The organism is Burkholderia sp. L-4, from assembly GCF_056856535.1.
On record NZ_JBXEOX010000001.1, the window covers coordinates 729,841 to 748,678 of the forward strand.

Genomic DNA, 18,838 nt, shown 5'->3' on the forward strand with positions numbered 1-18,838 from the left:
ATTCCCATGCCCCGCCGATTTGACCCGGTTTGCCTGGCGTGGCCGCGCGCAACCGCGCGGTGCTGGGCGCGTCAGTTGCGCTGGCCGAACATCATCTGGCGCGCGATCGCCTTCTTGAGCGGCGGCACGAATTCGAGCGCGGTGAGGGCCGCGCCGCGCAGCAGCGGAAGCGGGCCCGAATCGATCGTAAACAGCCGCGCCAGCGTGTCGGTCGCGCCGATCGTGAAGCGCCGGTCGAGCGCGCGGCGCGCGTTGAAGGCCGCGAGCGCGGTTGCTTCGAAGCCTTGCGCGGACAGCACGTCGACGAGCGTATGCGCATCGCGCAGCCCGAGGTTGAGCCCCTGGCCCGCGACGGGGTGCAGGGTTTGCGCGGCGTTGCCGACGAACGCGACGCGGCCGCTGACCAGGGTCTGCGCGGCGTTCAGCCCGAGCGGGAACGACGCGCGTCCGGCGATCGCGACGAAGTCGCCCATGCGTTCGCCGAACGCGCTGCCGAGCTCGCGCAGGAACGCGTCGTCGGGCAGCGCGGCACGTCGTGCCGCTTCGTCGGGCGTGCAGCACCAGACGAGCGAGTAGTCGGCCTGGCGTGGGCCGCCGAGCGGCAGCAGCGCGAGCGGACCTTCGTGCGTGAAGCGTTCCCACGCGACGTTCGGGCGCGGTGCCGATACCGTGACCGTGCCGACGAGCGCCGTCTGTCCGTAGTCGCGGCGGTGCTTGGCCGTATCGGCCTGCTGTTCGTGGAACAGCCCGCCTTCGGCATTGATCACGATGCGCGCGCGCAGCGTGCGCTTGCCCTGCGGGCCGTCGAGCGTCAGCGTGACGCCGTCGGCGTCCTGTTGCGGCGCGCGTGCGGTGGTCGACGTGAGCCAGTCGACCCGCGTGCCGCGCACGGCGCCGGCGAGCGCCTGCACGATCGAGCCGTAGCGCACGACATAGCCGAGCGCGGCGACATCGTGTTCGTCGCGGTCGATCAGCGTGCGGCCGAAATGGCCGCGCTGCGACACGTGGATATGTTCGATCGGTGTCGCATCGGCGGGCCACGCGAGCGTGTCGAGCAGCACGCGGCTGCCGTGCGACACGGCGATCGCGCGCGGGTCGTTCGCGGTCGCGGCCGGTTCGCGCGCATCGATCAGCGCGATCGATGCGCGCTGCGTCGCGCTGCGGCGCGCGAGCCAGCCGGCGAGCGCGAGCCCGACGGGGCCCGCGCCGACGATGGCGAGGTCGTAGTCCGGCGTGGCCGGGGGGGAAGCGGTCGTCATCTTGATTCGTGAAACGGTGGTATCGGTCGGCGGCCGGTCATGCGCCCGCGCGCATCAGCGCTTCGATCTCGTCGGCGTCGACCGGCACGCCGCGCGTGATCAGTTCGCAGCCGTGCTCGCGCACGATCGCGTCGTCCTCGATGCGGATGCCGATGTTCCAGTACTCGGGCGGCACGTCGTCGGCCGCGCGCACGTACAGGCCGGGCTCGACCGTCAGCGTCATGCCGGGCTTCAGCGTGCGCCACGGCAGCGCGCCGTTGGCGTCACGCGCGGCGAGCCGCTCGCGGTAGTCGCCGCAGTCGTGCACGTCCATCCCGAGCCAGTGGCCCGTGCGGTGCATGTAGAAGCGCGCGTACGCGCGCTCGGCGATCACGTCGTCGACGCTCGAGAAGCGGGCCTTCGGGATGATGCCGGTGTCGAGCAACCCCTGCGCGAGCACGCGCACGGCCGCATCGTGCGGCGCCTCGAACGGCACGCCCGCGCGCGTCGCATCGATCGCGGCCTGCTGCGCGGCGAGCACGATGTCGTACAGCGTGCGCTGCGCGGGCGAGAAGCGCCCGTTGGCCGGGAACGTGCGCGTGATGTCCGACGCATAGCCGTCGAGTTCGCACGCGGCGTCGATCAGGATCAGGTCGCCGTCCCGCGCGGCCGCGTTGCCGGCCGGGTAGTGCAGCACGCACGCGTTCGCGCCGGCCGCGACGATCGAGCCGTACGCGGGCGACTGCGCGCCGTGCTTGCGGAACAGGTACAGCAGCTCGGCCTCGAGTTCGTATTCGCGGATGCCGGGCCGGCACGCCTGCATCGCGCGGCGGTGCGCGAGCGCGGAGATGTGCGCGGCGCGCATCATGATCGCGAGTTCGTGTTCGTCCTTCACGAGCCGCATGTCGTCGAGCAGCGGCGTGAGGTCGAGCAGCGCGTCCGGCGCGGCGACGCCCGTGCGCGCCAGCGCGCGCACCGCGTCGATCCAGCCGGCGAGCTGGCGGTCGAAGTCGGCCGATGCGCCGAACCGGTAGTGCACGGTGCCCGCGTCGGCGAGCAGGCGCGGCATCTCGGTGTCGATCACGTCGACCGCGAATGCCGCATCGAAGCCGAACGCGTCGCGCGCGGCCTCGGGGCCGTAGTGAAAGCCTTCCCAGATCTCGCGGTCGACGTTCTTGCCGCGGCAGAACAGGATCGACTCCGGCGCGCCGTGCGGCGCGGCCGCGTTCAGCACGAGCACGGCATCCGGCTCGGTGAAGCCCGTCAGGTAATGGAAGTAGCTGTCGAACCGGTACGGGTAGGCCGTATCGCGGTTGCGCAGCAGTTCCGGCGCGGTGGGAACGATGGCGACGCCGCCGCCCGCGGCACGCAGTGCGGCAAGCACGCGTTCACGGCGCTGGCGGTAGACGTCGACGGCGATGGCGGTATCGATGGGCGCATTCATCGTGCGATTGTAGCGCCGCGCGACGCGGTGCGTGAGAGGGGCGCCCGAAGCCGCGCCGGAAGGCCGCGCGGCGGTTGTTGCAAACCATCCACAGGCCGGGCCGGCGATTTTCTACCCGGCCGCGCCGGCCGGTTATGATCGGCGACAACGTATACTCTCGGCGGTTCCCCAAAAAAGGCAGATGATGAAATTAATCGGTTCGCTCGGCAGCCCGTACGTCCGCAAGGCGCGGATCGTGCTCGCTGAAAAGAAGATCGACTACAAGCTGGAGCTCGAGAACGTGTGGGCGCCGGACACGAATATTCATGCATCGAACCCGCTCGGCAAGGTGCCGTGCCTCGTGATGGAGGATGGTGCCGCGGTGTTCGATTCCCGCGTGATCTGCGAATACGTCGACACGCTGTCGCCGGTCGGCAAGCTGATTCCGCCGTCGGGCCGCGAGCGCGTCGAGGTGCGCTGCTGGGAAGCGCTGGGCGACGGCGTGCTCGACGCGGCGGTCGCGATTCGCGTCGAACACACGATGCGCGACGAGGCGCAGCGCAGCGCGAGCTGGATCGCCCGCCAGCAGCGCAAGATCGACGACGGTCTCGTCGCGATGTCGCAGGGCCTCGGCGGCAAGACCTGGTGCGTCGGCAATCATTACACGCTGGCCGACATCGCACTCGGCTGCGCGCTCGGCTACCTCGATTTCCGGATGCCCGAGCTCAACTGGCGCGATCGCCACCCGAACCTCGACAAGCATTTCGTGAAGCTGCAGCAGCGGCAATCGTTCGCCGATACGCTGCCGCAGAGCTGAGCGGCCGGCCACGCATTCACGCATTCGGCAGACAAAAGAAAAGCGCCCCGCGGGGCGCTTTTCTTTTTGCCGCGGGGGCCGCCGGCGGAACGGGGCGGCCGCGCGCGTCACTCGATCGACGCGTACACGGCCTCGCCGAGCGTGAACGAATCGCTGCGCGCGATCGGCCACCACTTGTCGTACAGCGTGAAGCCGCAGGTCCGGCCGTCGAGCAGCGCGCCGGGCTTCAGGTACTTCAGCAACTGCGACATCAGCCGCACCTCGTGCGGCGCGACCCGCTGCACGATGTGATGCGCGCGCAGCTCGGACGGATGGCCGAGGCCGGCCGCCTGCACGAGTTCCTGCAGCGCATGCAGCGTATTGCGGTGGAAGTTGTACACGCGCTCGGCCTTGTCGGGCACGACGAGCGCGCGCTGGCGCACCGGGTCCTGCGTCGCGACGCCGGTCGGGCAACGGTCGGTGTGGCAGTGCTGCGCCTGGATACAGCCGACCGCGAACATGAAGCCGCGCGCCGAGTTCACCCAGTCCGCGCCGATCGCGAGCGTGCGGGCGATGTCGAACGCGGTGATGATCTTGCCGCTCGCGCCGATCTTCACGCGGTCGCGCACGCCGATCCCGACGAGCGTGTTGTGCACGAGCAGCAGCCCTTCCTGCAGCGGCACGCCGACGTGGTCGGTGAATTCGAGCGGCGCCGCGCCGGTGCCGCCTTCCGCGCCGTCGACGACGATGAAGTCGGGCACGATGCCGGTCTCGATCATCGCCTTCGCGATGCCGAAGAATTCCCACGGATGGCCGATGCACAGCTTGAAGCCGGTCGGCTTGCCGCCCGACAGCGTGCGCAGCCGTTCGACGAATTCGAGCAGCCCGCGCGGCGTGGAGAACTCCGAGTGCGTCGCGGGCGAGATGCAGTCCTTGCCCATCGGCACGCCGCGCGTCTCGGCGATTTCCGGCGTGATCTTCGCGGCCGGCAGCACGCCGCCGTGGCCGGGCTTCGCGCCCTGCGACAGCTTCACCTCGATCATCTTGACCTGCGGATCGGCGGCCTGCTTCGCGAACTTGTCGGGGTTGAACGTGCCGTCTTCGTTGCGGCAGCCGAAATAGCCGGACGCGATTTCCCAGATGATGTCGCCGCCGTTCTCGCGGTGGTACTTGGACAGCGAACCTTCGCCGGTATCGTGCGCGAACCCGCCTTTCTTCGCGCCGAGGTTCAGCGAGCGGATCGCGTTCGCGGACAGCGAGCCGAAGCTCATCGCCGAGATGTTGAAGATCGAAATGTCGTACGGTTGCGCGCGATTCGCGCCGACGCGGATGCGGAAATCGTGGTTCGGCAGTTTCGTCGGCGCGAGCGAGTGGCTGATCCATTCGTGCGCGACGGCCTTCACGTTCAGCTCGGTGCCGTACGGGCGGTTGTCGGCGACGTTCTTCGCGCGCTGGTACACGAGGCTGCGCTGCGCACGCGAGAACGGTTTCTCGTCGGTGTCGTCCTCGACGAAGTACTGGCGGATTTCAGGTCGGATGAATTCGAACAGGAAGCGGAAGTGGCCCCAGAGCGGGTAGTTGCGCAGGATCGCGTGACGGTCCTGCTTCAGGTCGTACAGGCCGAGCGCGACGAGGGCGACGGGGATGATGATCCACAACCAGGACAGCACGTGGGCCGACGCGAGCGCGGCCGCCGCGACGAGCAACAGGACGGCACACCACATCGCCAGATAGCGTCGTGAAAGCATGGGGACTCCATAAGAATCTTGAAATGCCGCCATGCGTGCGCTGCGCGGCGGCGCGCCGGCCGCGGCGGAATCGTGTTCCGCCGGGCGCGGCGTGCCGCAAGTCTAAACCGAATACGTGTCAGCGTGCGTCGGCGAGCGCCGGTGCGTGGCCTTCCGCCGGTGCGGCCCGACCGGGCGCGTCGGTTGCCGCGAGCTCGATGATGCCGCCGCCGAGGCAGATCTCGCCGTCGTACAGCACGGCCGACTGGCCGGGCGTGACGGCCCACTGCGCGTCGTCGAACGCGAGCGAGAAGCGCGCTTCGCCTGCCGGGCCGGGCGCGGCCGCGCCGAACGCGCAGGCGGCGTCGGCCTGCCGGTAGCGCGTTTTCGCGCCGCACGCGAAGCCGTCGGCCGGCGGCTCGCCGGCGACCCAGCTCACGTTGCCGGCGACGAGCTGGCGCGACAGCAGCCACGGATGATCGTGGCCCTGCACGACGTACAGCGTGTTCGACGCGATGTCCTTCGCGGCGACGAACCACGGTTCGCCGCTGCCGCTCTTGCTGCCGCCCAGGCCGATGCCCTTGCGCTGGCCGAACGTGTAGAACGCGAGGCCGATGTGCTCGCCGACCACCTTGCCGTCGGGCGTCTTCATCGGGCCGGGCTTCGTCGGCAGGTAGCGGTTCAGGAAATCGCGGAACGGCCGTTCGCCGATGAAGCAGATGCCGGTCGAATCCTTCTTCTTCGCGTTCGGCAGCCCGATCTGCGCGGCGATCTCGCGCACTTTCGTCTTCGGGATCTCGCCGAGCGGGAACATCGTCTTCGACAGTTGCGCCTGGTTCAGCCGGTGCAGGAAGTACGACTGGTCCTTCGTATGATCGAAGGCCTTCAGCAGTTCGAAGCGTCCGTCGCGCTCGCGCACGCGCGCATAGTGGCCGGTCGCGATCATTTCCGCGTCGAGCGACATCGCGTGGTCGAGGAACGCCTTGAACTTGATCTCGGCGTTGCACAGCACGTCGGGGTTCGGCGTGCGGCCGGCCGAGTATTCGCGCAGGAACTCGGCGAACACGCGGTCCTTGTATTCGGCGGCGAAGTTGACGGCCTCCACGTCGATGCCGATCAGATCGGCCACCGACACGACGTCGATCCAGTCCTGGCGCGTCGAGCAGTATTCGCCGTCGTCGTCGTCTTCCCAGTTCTTCATGAACAGGCCGACCACGTCGTAGCCCTGTTCCTTCAGCAGCCACGCGGTCACCGACGAATCGACGCCGCCCGACATGCCCACTACTACACGGCGCTTGCTCATTTGTTGACCGCCTGACGTTCGAATGCTTCGGGGCGCGGCGCGACCGAATGCGTGTGCACGAAATCGAGCGGAATGCGCCGCCCGGCGAGATAGTCGTCGACGCAGCGCATCACGGCGGGCGAGCGGTGACGCTCGCTGCACGCGCGCAGTTCGTCGGCCGTCATCCACAGCGTGCGGACGATGCCGTCGTCGAGCACGTGGCCCGCGACCGGTTCGCCGGCCGTGCCGCAGAACGTGAAGCGCAGGTAGGTCGCGCCGGCGGTGCCGGGGCGGTCGTAGTGCGCGAGATAGACGCCGACGAGCGCGTCGGGCGTGAACGGGTGCGCGGTTTCCTCGAGCGTTTCGCGGATCACGGCGTCGGCCAGCGTTTCGCCGGCCTCGAGATGGCCTGCCGGCTGGTTGATGCGCAGGCCCGTCGAGGTTTCTTCCTCGATCACGAGAAAGCGGCCGGCGTGCTCGACGAGCGCGGCGACCGTCACATGCGGGGTCCAGATTTCGGGTTTCATGGATCGGCATTTTACCGGTTGCGCCCGAACGCTGCCGGCCGTCTGGTCTGGCGAATCCGACCCCGTAAGCCGCGCGTCTTGCCGTCGGGGGGCGATGCGGTGCCGGCGGGCGCCGCGGCCGTGCGCGATCGATCGTGCGGAAGGTGCGGGCACGGCCGTCGTCCCGGGTGGAAAGCGGCGCCAGCGCGGTTGCGGGTGGTGTGCGGCACGCGCCGGCGGCGCGGCCGGCAATCCCGACGCACGTGCATTCACGGCGCGACGAGGCGCGTGACGCACGCGGCGATCGTGTCGCGGACGCGCACGATCGCCGGGTCGCGCTGCGTGCTCGTGCGCCAGCCGATTTCGACCGGATAGCGCGGCAGGTCGACCGGGCAGGCAAGCGCGCGCAGCGGCGTGGAATGGGCGATCGCGCGCGCCGCGTGCGCGGGAATCGTCGCGACCGCGTCGGAGCCGGCGAGCAGGTACGGCAACGCGGCGAAATGCGTGGTCGACGCCGCGACGCGCCGCTTGTGGCCGAGCGCGGCCAGCGCCTCGTCGACGATCCCGATCACGCCGCCCGACGACACGAGCAGGTGGTCGCGCCGCAGGAAATCGGCGAGCGTCAGCGCGCGCGGCGGCTGCGCGCGGGCGGCCGGATCGATCAGGCAGGCGTACCCGCCCGTCGCGACCGCACGCCGGCTCAGCCCGTTCGCCGAGAACCCGCCCGACGCGATCGCGAGATCGACGCCGTGCCGCAGCAGCGCGTCGCCGGCGATGCCGCTGTGGGTCTGCCGGAAGATCAGCCGGATGCCCGCGGCTTCCCGCGCGACCGCATCGATCAACGCGCGGCCGAGCGCGATCTCGAAGTCGTCCGACAGCCCGACCGAGATCGTGCGGCCGACGCGGTCGCCGCTGTCGGCCGCGATCGCGAGGCTTTCGCGGCAGCGGTCGAGCGCGTCGGACAGGATCGGCTTCAGTTCGTCCGCGCGCGGCGTCGGCGCGAGCCCGCGGCCGGTGCGCACGAACAGCGGATCGGCGTAGATCACGCGCAGCCGCGCAAGCGCCGCGCTGACGGCCGACTGCGTGAGGTCGAGCCGCAGCGCCGCACGGCTCGCGCCGCCTTCCTCGTACAGCGCCTCGAACACCTTCAGCAGGTTCAGGTCGAGGCCGGCGATATCATCTGCATTCATGTCAGTTATCGTTGTATCGATTTGATCGATGAAATGATATCGATAAAGATGGCGTCACCTCATTCACCGGAGACGCCTTCATGTCCACGTCAGTCATCGCCGCGCTGCAGATCGGCGCATCGCCCGCCGGCACGCGCGCCACGCTCGACACGATCCTCGGCTACGAAACCGCGATCCGCGACAGCGGCGCGTCGCTCGTCGTGCTGCCCGAGGCCGTGCTCGGCGGTTATCCGAAAGGCGAGATCTTCGGCACGCGCCTCGGCTACCGGCTGCCCGAGGGCCGCGACGCGTATGCGCGCTACGCCGCGCAGGCGATCGACGTGCCGGGTCCGGAAACCGACGAGCTGGCCGCGCTGTCGCAGCGCACGGGCGCGAGCCTCGTGGTCGGCGTGATCGAGCGCGGCGGCGGCACGCTGTACTGCACGGCGCTGTTCTTCGATCCGCGCGACGGGCTCGTCGCGAAACACCGCAAGTTGATGCCGACCGGCACCGAACGGCTGATCTGGGGGCAGGGCGACGGCTCGACGCTGCCCGTCGTCGAGACGGCAGCCGGCCGCGCGGGCGCGGCGATCTGCTGGGAGAACCACATGCCGCTGCTGCGCTGCGCGATGTACGCGAAAGGCGTGCAGATCTGGTGTGCGCCGACCGTCGACGAGCGCGATCTGTGGCAGAACTCGATGCGGCACATCGCGCACGAAGGGCGCTGCTTCGTCGTGAGCGCGTGCCAGGTGCAGCCGTCGCCGCGCTCGCTCGGTATCGACGTGCCGGGCTGGGATCCCGAGCGGCCGCTGATCCGCGGCGGCAGCGTGATCGTCGGGCCGCTCGGCGACCTGCTGACCGAGCCGCTGATCGGCGAGGCCGGGCTCGTGACCGCGCGTATCGATACCGACGAACTCGTGCGGGCGCGTTACGACTTCGACGTCGTCGGCCACTACGCGCGGGCGGACGTGTTTTCGCTGCACGTGGACGAGCGGCCGAAGCGGCCGGTGGTGTTCGGCGGCTAATCGGCGAGTAATGAAGGCCGGACCGGGCGCCGGATGGCGCCCGGGAAACGCGGGCGGCGGCGTGCGCCCCTTGCGCGGTGGACGCCCGCTGCCGTGCCGCGTCAGCGCATCGGCGCTTCCGCGATCCGCATGTAGTCGGCGATCCGCCGCCCTTCCATGTCCGGAAACTGCTCGTGCACGGTGATGTCGCCCATGCGCGCGATGTCGAAGGTGCGGAAATCGCCGCGCAGCTCGCACCACGCGCCGATCGTCCAGCGCCCGCCCCAGTACACGAGCCCGAGCGGCCAGACGCGGCGTTGCGAATGCGCGCCGAGCCGGTCGCGATAGTCGAAACCGACGACGTGGCGCGTGTCGATGGCCTGGTGGATCGCGTCGACCTTGGCGCAGAACGTCTCGTCGATGTGGAACGACGGCGCGAACACCGGCAGGCGGTCGAGCGCCGTGCGCTTGTCGGCCGGCATCGCCGACGCGATCTTCGCGAGCGCCGAGCGCGCGCCGCTCGCGAAACGCGCGCCGCCCCAGGTTTCGAGCATCCGCGCGCCGGTGGCGAGCGCCGCCAGCTCCTCGGCCGTGAACGTGAGCGGCGGCAGGCTCGCGTTGCGGTTCAGCCGGTAGCCGATGCCGGCCTCGCCTTCGATCGGCACCCCCGACAGTTGCAGGTCGCGCACGTCGCGATAGACCGTGCGCGGCGACACCGACAGCCAGTCGGCCAGCTGTTGCGCGGTCGTGAGACGACGCCCGCGCAACAGCTCGGCGATCTGGAACAGGCGGTCGGCACGGCGGGTCATGACAGCACCTCGATTCCTCTGGCTACGGGGATTTCGCGATGATAGCGCCGCGCCGGGCCGCCGGCCGGTGCGCTCAGTGGCATTTCGGCGCGTGCAGGCCGACGCGGTTGCCTTCGGTGTCGATCAGGTAGCCGACGTAGCCGTAGTTGTTCGGCAGCTCGACGACCGAGCCCTGCACGACGCCGCCCGCGCGCTTCGCGCGTTCGAGCGCCGCGACGACCGATTCGCCGGCGTTCAGGTAGACGAGCACGCCGTTCGCGCTCGGCTTGATCTGCTGCGGATCGAACACGATGCTGCCGCCGGTGCTCGACGCTTCGTGATCGAACGTGGCCATCGGCACGCCGCCGATGATCGCGCGCTGCAACGTGGTTTGCAGCACGGTTTCGTAAAAGCGGATCGCCCGTTCGAAATCGAGGGACGGGATGTCGAACCACGCGATTGCGCGTTCCAGGGTGGCGGTGGCCGTTGCGGACGTCATGACGAGCTCCTTGTTGCGTTGTTATTCGGGTTCGGTGTGGAAACCAGCCTGCATTGCGCCGGGATTGAAGTGTGAGCGCGGGCTGCTGACACCGTATTGTCAGTAGAGTTGTCACCCTTGACATGCAACCATGGGGTTGCGCAACGACGCCATTGACCCGGGAGCGGCATGGACCTCGTTTTGTTGGCGGCCGGGCTCGCGCTGGGAACGTCAGGACGACGACGATCCGTCGCGGGTCGACATCGTCGGCGAGGTAATCGAGAACGGTCCGCCGCGCCGGCTGGTCGTCACATGGCGCACGCCGTCGGGGGGAGGGTGAAGAATCGCGCGTGATCTACCTCGTCGAGCCGCAGGCCGGCGTCGTGAAGCGGATCGTCACGCACGACGGGCTCGTGCCCGGTTCGGAGAGGGATCGCGGGATTCGCGGCGGCTGGCCGGTCGTGCTGTCGAGCCTGAAGACGCTGCTCGAGACCGGGCGTGCACTGCCATTCAGGATGGCGCGCGGGTCGGAGTCGAAGCGCTGAAACGAAACGCCGCCGTTGCCGCGGGTGCGGTAACGGCGGCGTTTGTCGGTGCCGCGGCGGCCGCACGGGCGGCCCCGATGGACGCGGATTACGCGTCGCCGCCTTCCGGCGCGGCCGGACGCGCCTTCACGCTGCCGGCGATCAGGTCGAAGCGGAACAGCCGGCATTCGAGCGCGCCGTTGAACAGCGGGGTCTTTGCCGATTCGCGCAGCCGCAGCTGGCCCGGCAGCGAACGGTCGGATGTCAGCAGGAACGCCTGCCAGCCCGTGAAGCGCTGCTTCAGCGCATCGCCCAGCACGTTGAAGAACTCGCTGTCCGGTGCGTCGGTGTGCGTGCGTCGGAACGCATCGTCGTTGCCGCGGTTGCGGCCGGTTTCGCGCACCTCGCCGCGCGCGCTGCGGCCGCGCACTTCGATCCGCTCGCCGTACGGCGGGTTCGCGAGGATGATGCCCGGCGCGTCGCACGGCGGCGTCATCCCGCGCGCGTCGACCTGCTTGAGCCACACCGACGGCACGCCCGCGCGCTCGAGGTTCGCGCGCGCCTTCTCGAGCATGTCGCCGGAGATGTCGCTGCCGTACACGCCGAGCGCTTCGTTGCGCTTGCCGCGCGCCGCGCGCTTCGCGTCCAGCGCCGGGACCTTCAGGCCCTGCCACGCGGTGATGTCGTACTGCTTGAGCTTTTCGAAGCCGAACCGGCGTTCGACGCCGGGCGCGACGCCGAGCGCGATCTGCGCGGCTTCCGCGAGGAACGTGCCGCTGCCGCACATCGGGTCGTACAGCGCGGTGCCGGGCGTCCAGCCCGTCAGGCGCAGGATGCCGGCCGCGAGGTTCTCGCGCAGCGGTGCCGCGCCCTTGTCGAGGCGCCAGCCGCGCTTGAACAGCGGCTCGCCCGACGTGTCGAGGTACAGCGTGCATTCGTTGGCCGTCAGGAACGCGAACACGCGCACGTCCGGCGCACCGGTGTCGATGCTCGGGCGCGCGCCGGTCTTGTCGCGCATCCGGTCGCAGATCGCGTCCTTCACGCGCAGCGTCGCGAACTCGAGGCTCTTCAGCGGCGACTTGATCGCGGTGATGTCGACGCGCAGCGTCTGCGTGGCGGCGAACCAGCGCTCCCACGGCTGCTCGAGCGCGAGCGCATAGACGTCCTGCTCGTTGCGGTACGCGCGGTGCGCGATCTTCAGCAGGATCCGGCTCGCGATCCGCGAATGGAGGTTCGCGGCCATGCCGGCGGCCCAGCCGCCGCTGAAATGGACGCCGCCCGGCACCTGCGCGCCCGCGGTGAACGGCGCGCCGTTCAGGTGGCGGCCGGCGATTTCGGCCAGCTCGGCGGCAAGCGCCGCTTCGAGGCCGCGCGGGCAGGGGGCGAAGAATTCAAACAGGGTGGGCGAGGACATAAGGCGGTGAGGACGTGCAAAAGTCCACTATTGTACGCGGCGCGGGCGGCCGGGGCCGGCGTTTCGGCGCCGCACCGCCCGCGCGACGGCCGCGGGCGCGCACCGGGAGACCGGTGCGGCGCGGCCTGACGCGCCCGCCGCGGGTTCAGTGGGTCAGTGCGAGCCCGTGTGGCCGGCGCGCGCGGCCTGGCCGCCGGCCGGCCAGAACAGCGCGAGCGGATTCGACAGCACCGTGCGGACGATCGCGGCGACGAGCGCGCGCACCTTGGTCGGGCGCAGGCTGCGCGAGCGCACGGCCATCGTGAACGCGAGCGCGAAGCTCACGAGCACGTTGAGGATCGCCATGCTGAGCACGCCGGCGGCGGCCCACCACAGTTCGGGCGTGCTCAGCGCACTCTTGCCCAGCACGCCGAGCGCGACCCCGATCGAGCCGGCCGACAGCGTCACGTGACGCACCTCGAACGGGAACATGAACACGCTGACGATCGCCGGGATCAGGCCGAGCATCAGGCCGAGGCCGACGTTCGCGACCACGCCGGCGACGTTCGACCGGCAGAAATGCGCGAGCTTCGCGGCACCGGCCGCGCCGAGCGTGAGGCGCAGCCGGCGGTTGTAGGTGAGCGCGTCGCCGACGCGGTGCAGCACGAACCAGTTGTCGGCCCAGCCCGCGAGCAGGCTCGACGCCCACAGCAGGACGCCCGTGAGCGCCGCGTAGAACGGCGTCGGGCCGAGCAGCGAGAACGAGTGCAGCGTCGCATGCGCCTTCTCCGGCGAGATCACGTTCGTGTGCAGCACGTTGCCCGCGAACAGCTGCACGAGCAGGCAGACGGGCAGCACGACGAGCACGTTGCCGGAAATCGCGGCCGCCTGCGTGCGGATCAGTGCGATCACCGACGACACGAACGCCTTCACGCCTTCGTCGTGGCCGGTGTCGTCGAGTTCGCGCGCCAGCGTCGGCGCGGTCATCGCGGGCTGCTTGGTCGCGAGCGTGAAGTGCAGGAAGTGCATCAGCATGAAGCTGGCCGCGTAGTTGATGCCCGCGAGCAGCCCTTCGAGCATCGACTGCAGGTGCGCGCCCGTGATCGCGAACTTCACGCACACGGTCACGACGGTGACGAGGCCGCCGCCCGCGGCCATCCGCAGCATCTTCAGGTATTCGGCGCGGCCGCGCGAGATGTAGTGCTCGCCCGTGTCCGCGTTGGTCTCGACGAGCTTGCGCGCGAACAGCGAGAAGTTGCTGCGCACGAGGTGCGTGACGCTCTGGCTGTTCTGGTTCGCGTCGACCAGCTCGGCCGTCAGGCGGGCCATTCCGTGCAGGTCGTCGCGGGCCATCCACGCGTTCAGCAGCGTTTCCGCGCGCAGGATGCGCATGCGCATCCGCTCGACCTGGAACACGATGTCGACCGACACGCCGTTGCGGTACAGGTGCGAGAACACGTCGTCGACGGCGATCCGGCATTCGTCGAGCAGCACGCGCAGGTAGTTCACCTCGTGCAGCAGCTTGCTCGGGTCGCCGCCGTCCTCGACGGCCGCGTGCGCGGTCTCGACCGCGAGCATCGCGCGCGTGAGGCGGTAGAACGGCTGCGATTCGAGCGGCTTGCGCGCATCGTCGTCGGACAGCCGGCTGCGCACCGTCTGCGACAGGCCGGTCGAGCTGATCTGGCAGGTCAGGTTATGCAGCGCGGCCAGCAGGTCGCGCGAGAACGAGCCGGGCTCGTGGCGTTCCTCCTCGGTGACGTCGAACGAGATCAGCTCGGCGAGGCGCGCGAGCAGGTCGTCGGGCAGGGCGTCGATCCATTTCGCGTCCTCCGGTGCCGGGAACATCAGCGTGAACAGCGCCGACAGCTCGCGGCGGTTCGGCGCGGGCGGGATCAGCGACGAGTCGATCCGCTCGAACAGCGCGCCGAAGAAGCCCGAGTGCACGGGCATGCCGGCGTCGCACAGCAGCGAGATGCCGTCGCATTCGCGCAGGATGCCGCGCAGGATGCGCGCGGCGTGCGCTTTCCAGGCGGGGTTGCGATCGAGCACGTGGAACAGGTAGCGCAGCCGCGCATGGGCCGGATACGCGCGCGTGTCGGCGTCGCGCTCGGCCGGGGTCTCCTGCATCGTGCCGTTGCGGCGCAGCCAGTGCGCGAGCTCGATCAGCCATTCGCTGCGCTCGGCATACGATGCATCGGCGTCGGCGTGCGCGAGCAGCGCATCGAGCTGGTGACCGGCATTGCGCGACGCGCGCCACTTCTTGATCAGGGTCGTCAGGGAACGAAACATAAACGGAATAGCGAAAGCCCTGGACGGGCGGGTTCGGGATGCCGGCCGGGCAAGCGGCACGGCGCCGGGGAGAACGGGTGAGACGGGGCGGTGGCCGGACGATGCGCGGCAACCCGCGATGCGGCTGCCCCGCTGCGCTGCACGCCGATCGCGTGCGGGCGCCGGGAGGCACGGCGGTCGGGCCGAACGCGGCCCGGCGCCGCTGGCTGGCGCGCACGACGAACGGCGCGAGCCGGAAAGTGCGTAGGATCGTCAATCGGGCCGGAAAACGCAAGCCGACCGCGTTGGCCGGCGCCGGTTCCGGCCGATTTGACAAACAATGCAAACTCGCGGTTCGGCGCGATGCGCGGGGCCGGTCGCGGCGGCGTGATGCCGGCCGATAACGGGCGGCGATCGCTATCGGATGCGCCGCGCGGGCCAGCGTCGCATCGAACGCTCGCCTGCGCGGCGCCCGCTCAGGCGCCGGACTTGCCCGTCGCGCCGGCGTCGCCGCCCGAGGTCGGGTTGGCCGGGCACGGCACGACCGGCGCGGCGGCCGTCTTGCTGCCGGACGCAGGCGCCGGCGCGGCCGCCGTGCCGCGGCGTGCGGCCATCGCGCGTACGCCGGCCGCGGCTTGCGTCGCAATCACGTCGAGCGCGCGCCGGTGGCCGGCGACGAGCGCGTCGTAGCCGTCGGCGACCGGTTCCGCGACGCTCGTGCGGCACGTCATCACGGCCTGCGTGGCGAGCGAGCGCACGCTCCACACCGCGTCGACCGCCGCGCGCTTGCCCGGCCACGACTCGAAGCGCTGCACGTTCACGCTGATGCGATACACGGGCACACCGGGCGGCGTCGCGGAATTCGCGACGTCGATCGTGCCGAGCTGCGCGGCGAGATCGTCCGACAGCGCGCGGCGGATCTCGTCGGCGGGCGGCGACGCCCAGCGCTCCTGCTCGAGCACGTCGACCTGCGCGGCGTTCTTCTGCACGACCAGCTGGTTCTTCGCGACCTGCTCGGGCACGCCGACGGACGGCACCTCGATCAGGAACGCCGGGTTGGCCGGCGCGGTGCGCAGCGGCGCCGCGGCGTCGGCCGGGCTGAGCGTGTAGAACCGGGCGGGCGGCGAGCTGCACGCGGCGAGCGCGAGGGCGGCGAGGGCCGCCGCCGCGCTGCGCGCGAAACCGTTCACGCGTGTCGTCATTGCTTGTCTCCTGGCTTGCCCTTGAGCAGCGATTCGGGGTGACGCTCGAGATAGTCGGCGAGCGCGTTCAGCGATTGCAGCGTGCGCGTGAGTTCCTTCAGCGCGCCGCGCACGTCGGACTGCAGCGGCGAATCCTGCTGCAGCGTCGCCTCGGCGGTCGAGAAGGTCTGCTTGGCGGCCGACAGCGTGTCGCGCGCTTCCGGCGCGACCTGCGTGTCGAGCTGCTTGAACAGCTTGTCGGCGTTCGACAGCGCGCTGTTCAGGTTCGCGCCGATCTGGTCGAACGGCACCTTGTCGAGCTTCTTCGCGATGTCGGCGACCTGCAGCTGCAGTTCGTCGAGCGTATTCGGCACGGTCGGCAGCTCGAGCGGCTGGCGTGCCGTGTCGATCTTCACGACCGGCGCCTTCGGGAAGAAGTCGAGCGCGACGTACAACTGGCTCGTCAGCAGGTTGCCGGTGCGCAGCTGGCCGCGCAGCCCGTGCTGGACGAGCCGCTCGACGATCTCGCGGCGGGCCGGTTCGCCCTTGCTCTCGATCGATTCGCGGAAGCGGCGGCCGAGGCGTTCCGGATACACGTTCATCGTCACCGGCATCAGGAAGTTCTTCGTCTTCGGATCGAAGTCGATGCCGATGTTCGTCACTTCGCCGAGCACGATGCCGCGGAAGTCGACCGGCGCGCCGACGGCGAGCCCGCGCAGCGACTGGTTGAAGTTCATCACGACCTGCAGCGGCTGGCCGTCCGGGTCGCGCATCGCGTCGCCTTCGTCGGAGCCGAGGCGGAACGTCGTGTTGTTCGGCGCCGTCGCGCCGCTGCCCTGGTTCGGCGGCGTCTGGAACGCGATGCCGCCGAGGATCACCGTCGCGAGCGACTGCGTGTTCAGCTTCAGGCCGCTCGAATCGAGCCGCAGGTCGACGCCGCTCGCCTGCCACCAGCGCGAGTTGACGCCGACGTACTGGTCGTACGGCGCATTGACGAACACGTTGAACGTGACGCCCGTGCCGTCCTTGTCGAGCGAGAACCCGACCACCTGGCCGACCTGCACGCGGCGGTAATAGACCGGCGAGCCGATGTCGACCGAGCCGAGCGAATCGCCGCGCAGCACGTACTGCGTGCCTTTCTGGTCGCCCGTGACGGCGGGCGGCGTCTCGAGGCCCGTGAAGTCGGTCAGCGTATCCTGCCCGTGGCCGGCGTCGACGCCGATGTACGCGCCGGACAGCAGCGTACCGAGCCCCGACACGCCGGTCGCGCCGACGCGCGGCCGCACGATCCAGAAGCGCGAGCCCTTGACCGCGAAGTCCTCGGCTTCCTTCTTCAGCTGCACCTGGACGAGCACGCGCGACAGGTCCTTCGACAGCTTGATCGTCTTGACCATGCCGATCTCGACGTCCTTGTACTTGACCTGGGTCTTGCCGGGCTCGAGCCCTTCGGCGCTGTGGAAGCTGATCGTGATTTCCGGGCCGCGTTCGCGCACGGACTTGATCACGAGGCCGATGCCGATCAGCGCGGCGATCAGCGGCACGAGCCAGACGAGCGACGGCAGCCAGCCGCTTTTCGTCGAGATCGTCGGATCGGGCGGCCGGGGCGCGTCGTGCTGCGGGCCTTGTGGACTATTCATGGTGATTCCCTGAGTTTTCGACTGGATCCCAGATCAGGCGGGGATCGAACTGCATCGACGCGAGCATCGTCAGGATCACGACGGAACCGAACGCGAGCGCGCCGGGGCCGGCCGTGATGACGGCGAGCGAACGGAAATGGACAAGCGCGACGGTCAGCGTCACGACGAAGATGTCGAGCATCGACCAGCGGCCGATGCGCTCGACGATCCGGAACAGCCGCGTGCGCTGCTGCGGCCGCCACGCGGTGCGGCGCTGCGCGCTGATCACGAGGATCAGCAGCACGCCGAGCTTGAGCATCGGCACGAGGATGCTCGCGACGAACACGACGACGGCGAGCGGCCAGTCGCCCGACACCCAGAAATAGATGACGCCGCTCATGATCGTGTCTTCCTGCGAGCCGACGATCGACGCGGTGCGCATGATCGGCAGCAGGTTCGCGGGAATGTAGAGGATCGCGGCCGCGAGCAGCAGCGCCCAGGTGCGCATGATGCTGTTCGGGGTACGGAAGTGCAGTGCGGTGCCGCAGCGCGCGCAGTGCGCGTGCGGCCGGTCGAGCGTCTGTACGAGCCCGCACGTGTGGCAGCTCGCGTAGCCTTCGCGTGCGGCGGTCGGTGTCGTCATCGGCGGGCGGCTTCCGGCAGCGGGGCGGCCGAGTCGGGTTGCCCGGGCGAGCGCCCGGCGCGCAGGTCGTCGGCGATGTCCCACAGCGTGCGCGGATCGAACATCAGCACGACCGCGATCATCAGCGTGAGTGCGGCGAACGCGAACAGCGCGGCGTCGGGCACGACGCGCGCGAGGCTCACCATCTTCACGATCGTGACCAGAATGCCGAGCATGAACACCTCGATCATGCCCCACGGCCGCACGAGCTCGATCGCGCGCAGGACCAGGTTGAAACCGGGCGGCACGACGCCGCGGCGGATCGGCAGCAGCAGGTACAGCAGCGCGGCCATCTCGACGAGCGGGAACAGCACGGTCGAGCAGAACACCATCACGCCGACGATCGCCATGTCCTGGTGCCACAGCGAATCGATCGCGCCGATCAGCGTGGTCTGCACGCGGTTGCCGTTCACGTCCATTTCGAGGATCGGGAACGCCTGCGCGATCGTGAACGTGATCAGGGCGGCGAGCGCGAGCGCGCAGATCCGCTCGATCTGCGCGGCGCTGTTGCGGTACAGCAGCGCGTCGCAGCGCGGACAGCGCGCGATTTCGCGGCCGCTCAGGCGTGGTTTGTGCAACAGTGCGTCGCACTCGTGACAGGCAATCAGGTCGTTTCGTTGCATGGAAAAGGCAGTTGTGCGACGGCTGGGGGAACGCGTCGACGGGGCCGGAACCCGCGCCAATCTTACCAAAAGGCCTTTTTCGGTGTGTCAAGGATCGTGCGCGTCGTGACCGATCGGTAACATGGCGGCAAGCCGTCAGC

The 18,838-nt window shown here is 69.8% G+C and carries 16 protein-coding genes and 1 pseudogene; 3 read left to right on the top strand and 14 right to left on the bottom strand.

Annotation, left to right across the window (positions count from 1 at the left end; genetic code table 11):
• Positions 1 to 71: 71 nt before the first annotated feature.
• A complete protein-coding gene (locus AC1VVG_RS03465) occupies positions 72 to 1,259 on the bottom strand; it encodes a UbiH/UbiF/VisC/COQ6 family ubiquinone biosynthesis hydroxylase (protein ID WP_482835251.1) in 1,188 nt (395 codons plus the stop codon).
• 37 nt (positions 1,260 to 1,296) lie between these two features.
• Positions 1,297 to 2,682: an aminopeptidase P N-terminal domain-containing protein gene (locus tag AC1VVG_RS03470; RefSeq protein ID WP_473376267.1), complete on the bottom strand. Its 1,386-nt coding sequence runs from the start codon at positions 2,680 to 2,682 to the stop codon at positions 1,297 to 1,299.
• 181 nt (positions 2,683 to 2,863) lie between these two features.
• Here AC1VVG_RS03470 and AC1VVG_RS03475 point away from each other — a divergent pair, with 181 nt between their 5' ends.
• Complete coding sequence (locus tag AC1VVG_RS03475; protein WP_034187125.1) at positions 2,864 to 3,478, top strand: glutathione S-transferase family protein; 615 nt, start codon at positions 2,864 to 2,866, stop codon at positions 3,476 to 3,478.
• 107 nt (positions 3,479 to 3,585) lie between these two features.
• Here AC1VVG_RS03475 and AC1VVG_RS03480 read toward each other — a convergent pair whose 3' ends face one another.
• The 4 genes from AC1VVG_RS03480 to AC1VVG_RS03495 all read right to left on the bottom strand — a co-directional run bounded on the left by AC1VVG_RS03480 (position 3,586) and on the right by AC1VVG_RS03495 (position 8,162).
• A complete protein-coding gene (locus tag AC1VVG_RS03480; RefSeq protein ID WP_034187126.1) occupies positions 3,586 to 5,205 on the bottom strand; it encodes an FMN-binding glutamate synthase family protein in 1,620 nt (539 codons plus the stop codon).
• Between the two features lie 118 nt (positions 5,206 to 5,323).
• Positions 5,324 to 6,487: a tRNA 2-thiouridine(34) synthase MnmA gene (gene mnmA / locus AC1VVG_RS03485; protein WP_034187127.1), complete on the bottom strand. Its 1,164-nt coding sequence runs from the start codon at positions 6,485 to 6,487 to the stop codon at positions 5,324 to 5,326.
• Complete coding sequence (locus tag AC1VVG_RS03490) at positions 6,484 to 6,993, bottom strand: NUDIX hydrolase (protein ID WP_049030822.1); 510 nt, start codon at positions 6,991 to 6,993, stop codon at positions 6,484 to 6,486. Before AC1VVG_RS03490 ends, mnmA begins: the two co-directional genes overlap by 4 nt.
• Positions 6,994 to 7,241: 248 nt before the next feature.
• Positions 7,242 to 8,162 (bottom strand): LysR family transcriptional regulator, encoded by a 921-nt coding sequence (locus AC1VVG_RS03495; protein WP_034187129.1) that lies wholly within the window; start codon positions 8,160 to 8,162, stop codon positions 7,242 to 7,244.
• A gap of 80 nt (positions 8,163 to 8,242) precedes the next feature.
• On the opposite strand from AC1VVG_RS03495, the gene AC1VVG_RS03500 reads away from it, so the two are divergent.
• Complete coding sequence (locus AC1VVG_RS03500) at positions 8,243 to 9,166, top strand: carbon-nitrogen hydrolase family protein (RefSeq protein ID WP_482835252.1); 924 nt, start codon at positions 8,243 to 8,245, stop codon at positions 9,164 to 9,166.
• 101 nt (positions 9,167 to 9,267) lie between these two features.
• Here the strand turns inward: AC1VVG_RS03500 and AC1VVG_RS03505 are convergent, their stop codons facing one another.
• Complete coding sequence (locus tag AC1VVG_RS03505) at positions 9,268 to 9,954, bottom strand: helix-turn-helix transcriptional regulator (RefSeq protein ID WP_034187131.1); 687 nt, start codon at positions 9,952 to 9,954, stop codon at positions 9,268 to 9,270.
• 73 nt (positions 9,955 to 10,027) lie between these two features.
• Complete coding sequence (locus AC1VVG_RS03510; protein ID WP_034187132.1) at positions 10,028 to 10,432, bottom strand: VOC family protein; 405 nt, start codon at positions 10,430 to 10,432, stop codon at positions 10,028 to 10,030.
• 130 nt (positions 10,433 to 10,562) lie between these two features.
• On the opposite strand from AC1VVG_RS03510, the pseudogene AC1VVG_RS03515 reads away from it, so the two are divergent.
• Positions 10,563 to 10,956: pseudogene (locus tag AC1VVG_RS03515) on the top strand (SRPBCC domain-containing protein).
• A gap of 88 nt (positions 10,957 to 11,044) precedes the next feature.
• Here AC1VVG_RS03515 and AC1VVG_RS03520 read toward each other — a convergent pair.
• The 6 genes from AC1VVG_RS03520 to AC1VVG_RS03545 all read right to left on the bottom strand — a co-directional run bounded on the left by AC1VVG_RS03520 (position 11,045) and on the right by AC1VVG_RS03545 (position 18,698).
• Complete coding sequence (locus tag AC1VVG_RS03520) at positions 11,045 to 12,349, bottom strand: THUMP domain-containing class I SAM-dependent RNA methyltransferase (RefSeq protein ID WP_034187133.1); 1,305 nt, start codon at positions 12,347 to 12,349, stop codon at positions 11,045 to 11,047.
• Between the two features lie 153 nt (positions 12,350 to 12,502).
• A complete protein-coding gene (locus AC1VVG_RS03525) occupies positions 12,503 to 14,617 on the bottom strand; it encodes a site-specific recombinase (RefSeq protein WP_034187134.1) in 2,115 nt (704 codons plus the stop codon).
• A gap of 455 nt (positions 14,618 to 15,072) precedes the next feature.
• On the bottom strand, positions 15,073 to 15,798 hold the full coding sequence (locus tag AC1VVG_RS03530) for a PqiC family protein (protein ID WP_482835253.1): 726 nt from the start codon (positions 15,796 to 15,798) through the stop codon (positions 15,073 to 15,075).
• Positions 15,795 to 17,414, bottom strand: a complete 1,620-nt coding sequence (locus AC1VVG_RS03535; protein ID WP_049028429.1) for a PqiB family protein — start codon at positions 17,412 to 17,414, stop codon at positions 15,795 to 15,797. Before AC1VVG_RS03535 ends, AC1VVG_RS03530 begins: the two co-directional genes overlap by 4 nt.
• Positions 17,407 to 18,036, bottom strand: a complete 630-nt coding sequence (locus tag AC1VVG_RS03540; RefSeq protein WP_049028430.1) for a paraquat-inducible protein A — start codon at positions 18,034 to 18,036, stop codon at positions 17,407 to 17,409. The genes AC1VVG_RS03535 and AC1VVG_RS03540 overlap by 8 nt, the downstream gene beginning before the upstream one ends.
• Entirely contained in the window at positions 18,033 to 18,698 is a 666-nt protein-coding gene (locus tag AC1VVG_RS03545; protein WP_034187138.1) for a paraquat-inducible protein A, read from the bottom strand. The genes AC1VVG_RS03540 and AC1VVG_RS03545 overlap by 4 nt, the downstream gene beginning before the upstream one ends.
• Between the last annotated feature and the right edge of the window lie 140 nt (positions 18,699 to 18,838).